4 protein-coding genes are annotated in these 5400 nt (G+C 52.1%); 1 reads left to right on the forward strand and 3 read right to left on the reverse strand.

Going from position 1 to position 5400, the window contains the following annotated elements:
- Positions 1-175: 175 nt before the first annotated feature.
- The 3 genes from clpB to rluD form a co-directional block, all read right to left on the reverse strand.
- Complete coding sequence (gene clpB, locus RTM06_RS20605) at positions 176-2749, reverse strand: ATP-dependent chaperone ClpB (RefSeq protein ID WP_312184549.1); 2574 nt, start codon at positions 2747-2749, stop codon at positions 176-178.
- Between the two features lie 126 nt (positions 2750-2875).
- Positions 2876-3604, reverse strand: a complete 729-nt coding sequence (gene yfiH, locus RTM06_RS20610; protein ID WP_293791849.1) for a purine nucleoside phosphorylase YfiH — start codon at positions 3602-3604, stop codon at positions 2876-2878.
- Positions 3601-4581, reverse strand: a complete 981-nt coding sequence (rluD, locus tag RTM06_RS20615) for a 23S rRNA pseudouridine(1911/1915/1917) synthase RluD (protein WP_256697198.1) — start codon at positions 4579-4581, stop codon at positions 3601-3603. The genes yfiH and rluD overlap by 4 nt, the downstream gene beginning before the upstream one ends.
- A gap of 130 nt (positions 4582-4711) precedes the next feature.
- Here rluD and bamD point away from each other — a divergent pair.
- Positions 4712-5400: outer membrane protein assembly factor BamD (bamD, locus tag RTM06_RS20620; RefSeq protein ID WP_312184550.1), on the forward strand; the 689-nt coding region annotated here is incomplete at its 3' end.

Consider the following 5400-nt stretch of genomic DNA (forward strand, 5'->3'; position numbering starts at 1 on the left):
CCGCTTTGCCGTCTCAGTGGTGGCGCATTATAGGGAGTTATTCGGAGCTGACAAGAGCTAATTTGAAGTTTTCGCGCAACCGCTCACTTTCCAGGCTATACGTTGCAAAAAGCAGCTAATTCTTGCGATAAGGCCAAAAAAAACGGGCCCGCAGGCCCGTTTTAATCAGAAGTGATTACTGGTGAGCAACAATCACATCGTCTTTTACATCCATTTCGATGGTTTTTCCCGGAACCAAAGCACCAGAAAGAATCTGCTGCGCCAGCGGATTTTCAATCTGCTGCTGGATAGCACGTTTTAATGGACGCGCACCATAAACCGGGTCATAGCCATTCTCGCCAAGCAGTTTGAGCGCCTCATTGGAGATATGCAGCTGATAGCCGCGCTCCTCAAGACGTTTATACAAACGTTGCAGCTGAATCTGCGCAATGGAAGCAATGTGTTTTTCGCCCAACGGATGGAATACCACCATGTCATCGATACGGTTGATAAACTCTGGGCGGAAATGCTGACCCACAACCGTCATCACCACCTCTTTCATCTCCGCATAATCCAGAGAGCCGAAACGTTCCTGAATAAGATCGGAGCCAAGGTTCGAGGTCATGATCACCACGGTATTGCGGAAATCGACTGTACGCCCCTGTCCATCGGTTAAGCGACCATCATCCAGCACCTGCAACAGGATATTGAAGACATCAGGATGCGCCTTCTCGACCTCATCCAGCAAAATTACCGAATAAGGACGACGACGCACCGCTTCAGTCAGATAACCGCCCTCTTCATAGCCGACATATCCCGGAGGCGCACCCACCAGCCGCGATACCGAGTGTTTTTCCATAAACTCGGACATATCAATACGCACCATCGCGTCATCGCTGTCGAACAGGAAGTTGGCCAGCGCTTTACATAATTCGGTTTTACCGACACCCGTTGGTCCAAGGAACAGGAAGGAACCAATTGGACGATTCGGATCCGACAAGCCGGCGCGGCTACGACGAATCGCATTCGAAACCGCTTCTACCGCTTCGTTCTGACCGATAACCCGTGAGTGCAGCTCTTGCTCCATACGCAGCAACTTATCGCGCTCCCCTTCCATCATGCGTGCGACAGGTATTCCGGTCCAACGCGCCAGTACATCGGCAATCTCCACATCCGTTACGCGATTGCGTAACAGCTTCATGGTTTTGCCTTCAGACTGCGTAGCGATGGCTAACTGTTTCTCCAGCTCCGGTATTTTACCGTACTGCAGTTCAGACATCTGACCAAGGTCACCCACGCGACGCGCTTGCTCCATCGTCAAGCGCGCTTGCTCCAGCTCGGCTTTAATGTTCTGCGTGCCAGTTAAAGAGGCTTTTTCCGCTTTCCATTCCTCTTCCAGTTCAGCGTATTCACGCTCTTTCTGGTTAAGTTCGCTTTCCAGCATTTCCAGACGCTTCACGCTGGCATCATCAGACTCTTTCTTCAGCGCCTGCTGCTCCAGTTTTAACTGGATGATGCGGCGCTCAAGGCGATCGAGTGATTCTGGTTTCGAATCCATCTGTAAACGAATACTTGAAGCCGCTTCGTCAATCAGATCGATGGCCTTATCCGGCAGCTGGCGATCAGAGATATAACGGTGCGACAGCGTCGCCGCAGCCACAATCGCCGGATCGGTGATCTGCACATGGTGGTGCAGCTCATAGCGTTCTTTCAGTCCACGCAGAATCGCGATCGTATCTTCCACACTCGGCTCAGCGACAAAGACTTTCTGGAAACGACGTTCCAGCGCCGCATCTTTCTCAATGAACTGGCGATACTCATTCAGCGTGGTTGCGCCGACACAGTGCAACTCACCGCGAGCCAATGCGGGTTTCAGCATGTTGCCCGCATCCATTGCGCCATCGGCTTTACCGGCGCCAACCATGGTATGCAGTTCGTCGATAAACAGAATGACGTTACCTTCCTGCTTCGCCAGGTCGCTAAGCACACCTTTGAGGCGCTCTTCAAATTCACCACGATATTTGGCGCCCGCCACCAGCGACCCCATATCCAGAGCCAGCACGCGACGACCTTTCAGCCCTTCCGGCACTTCGCCATTGATGATGCGCTGCGCTAAACCTTCGGCGATAGCCGTTTTACCGACGCCGGGTTCACCAATCAGCACCGGGTTATTTTTGGTACGACGTTGCAACACTTGAATGGTGCGGCGGATCTCTTCATCACGACCAATTACCGGATCCAGCTTGCCGAGTTCGGCACGCTCTGTAAGGTCGATGGTGTATTTTTTTAATGCCTGACGCTGATCTTCAGCCCCTTGATCGTTCACGCTATCTCCTCCCCGTAATTGCTCGATGGCCTTAGAGAGTTTTTCCGACGTCGCGCCAGCTGATTTCAATAGGTCAGCCAGCGAGCCACGTGAATCGAGGGCCGCCAATACAAATAATTCAGATGATATAAAGTTGTCGCCGCGCTTTTGCGCCAGCTTGTCGCACAGGTTAAGTACCCGAATCAAATCGGCAGATGGCTGTACATCGCCGTCGGTCCCTTCAACCTGCGGTAGTCGATTAATTGCTTGTTCAATGCTGGTACGCAGGCCAGCCACGTCGGCACCCGCTGCGCTGAGCAACGGACGCACCGATCCGCCTTCCTGATTGAGCAAAGCGCTCATCAAATGAAGGGGTTCAATGAATTGATTGTCATGTCCCAGAGCAAGGGACTGTGCATCGGCAAGTGCCAGTTGAAATTTATTAGTAAGACGATCCAGACGCATAATTCCTCCCATTACAGGTCAAAATGCTACTGGAGATTAAATGAGGTCATCCCTCAAATTTTTCAAGGTTAATGACCTGTGTTGTGAGCAAAAAATACGCTAACTGGACCGTCTTGTGGCGTAAGGTTATCTCAGCCAAATCAAAGTTGCCATACGCCCGGTGATTCCGTCGCGTCGGTAGGAGAAAAAATCATCGCGCTCATGGAAGGTACAACGCGTTGAACCACTGATGGAATGTACGCCGGCAGCTTGTAACCGCTGACGAGCCAGCAGCCAAATATCGGCGAAGTATTTGTCACCAGCCGGGCGGAAAGCTTCTTCCGCTTTTGAATCATGCGCCATAAATGCCGTTCTGACTTCCGGACCAACTTCAAATGCCTGCGGCCCAATTGCCGGACCAAGCCATGCATGAATGTCATGTGGCGCGGAGTTGAACTGTGACAATGTATGTTCCAGCACGCCATTACAGAGACCACGCCAACCCGCATGCGCTGCTGCGACTTCACTGCCATCCTTACTACAAAGCAACACCGGCAAACAATCCGCCGTCATCACTGCGCAAACAACCCCACTTTCACGGGTGATGGCGGCATCAGCGCGCGGTAGCGGATCGCTGGCGGGTAAACGCGCAACCACTTGACCATGGATCTGATCAAGCCATTGTGGCATTGCTGGTAGCGTCAGTTGTTCAACCAAGCGTTGACGATTCTGAGCAACATGCGCCTCAGCGTCGCCAACGTGCCCACCAAGATTCAACGAATCCCAGGGGGCAGCGCTGACGCCGCCGTATCGCGTGGTGGAACATGCCCGAACATGCTGCGGCGCAGGCCAATCCGGGATGATCCAATCACTCATAGCCAATCCATCTGATCGCGGAATTCAAGGGTATCGGCTTTCAGCGCATCAATTAAATCGACCATATCCTGCGGTAACGGTGCGTGCCATTCCATCTCAATACCAGTAATGGGGTGATAGAGACGTAACATCGTGGCATGCAGCGCCTGGCGATCAAAACCACGTAGCGTAGTGATGAAAGCTTCAGATGCACCTTTTGGCGGACGCGGACGACCACCGTACAGCGGATCGCCCACCAGCGGATGGTTGATATGCGCCATATGCACACGAATCTGATGCGTACGACCGGTTTCAAGGCGTAAACGCAAACGCGTATGGGCACGGAAGTGCTCCATGATGCGATAGTGCGTGGTAGCCGGTTTACCCATCGGATGCACCGCCATGTGTGTGCGTTTGGTAGAGTGGCGCGCCATGGGTTGATCCACAGTACCGCCTGCGGTCATGGTGCCGATCGCTACCGCTTCATATTCACGCGTGATTTCGCGCAGCTGCAGCGTTTCAACCAGGTGAGTTTGCGCAGGAACGGTTTTCGCTACCACCATCAAACCGGTGGTATCTTTATCCAGACGATGAACAATCCCTGCGCGAGGCACATCAGCGATAGGTGGATAGTGATAAAGCAGTGCGTTAAGCACCGTGCCATCAGGATTACCGGCGCCGGGATGTACCACCAAACCGCGAGGTTTGTTGATGACCAGAATGTCGTCATCTTCATAGACGATGTTCAGTGGGATGTTTTGCGCTTCCCAGCGTTGTGCTTCTTCGATCTCAGCATCAATCGAGACATGCTCACCGCCAAAAACTTTTTCTTTTGGTTTATCGATGATAGTGCCGTTGACGCTGACTCGGCGCTCAAGAATCCATTCTTTTATGCGAGAACGTGAATAATCAGGGAACAATTCTGCCAAAGTCTGATCTAAGCGTTGTCCAAGTTGTGCTTCGGACACCGTTGCGGTGAGTTGAACTTGTTGTGCCATATACAGCTTCTTCGTTAACGTTGGGTTTTCACGGCGATGCCGTTTAATATAATGTGCTATCGTACCTGGTCATAACTGGGAGCTATACGGACAGCTTCTGCTACAACACTTTGAGGATAATCATTTCGTCATGACGCGTATGAAACATCTGGTGGCTGCTGCCACACTGAGCCTGAGCCTGGCGCTTGTGGGTTGTTCTGGCTCATCAGATCCAGTCCCGGACAGCCCGCCGTCTGAAATTTATGCCACGGCCCAGCAAAAGCTGCAGGACGGTAACTTTAAAGCGGCGATTAAGCAACTGGAAGCACTGGATAACCGCTATCCATTTGGTCCTTACTCGCAGCAAGTACAACTGGATTTGATCTACGCGTATTACAAAAATGCCGATCTGCCACTGGCGCAAGCCGCTATATCTCGCTTTATGCGTCTAAATCCAACCCATCCGAATATCGACTATGTCATCTATATGAAAGGTCTGACGGATATGGCGCTGGATGATTCTGCACTGCAGGGCTTCTTCGGTATCGATCGTTCCGATCGTGATCCGACGCACGCTCGTGATGCTTTCCGTGACTTCTCGCAATTACTGCGTGGTTATCCAAACAGCCAATATGCTGCGGATGCGCAGAAACGTTTGGCATTCCTGAAAGAGCGCCTGGCGAAGTATGAACTCTCGGTGGCGCAATTCTATACCAAGCGCGGTGCCTATGTCGCTGTTGTTAACCGCGTGGAAACCATGATGAAGGATTATCCGGATACTGAGGCGACGCATGAAGCGCTGCCGTTGATGGAAAATGCTTACCGCCAGCTGCAGTTGAC

The sequence above is a fragment of the Pantoea sp. CTOTU46764 genome (assembly GCF_031974595.1).
Lineage (GTDB): Bacteria > Pseudomonadota > Gammaproteobacteria > Enterobacterales > Enterobacteriaceae > Pantoea > Pantoea trifolii.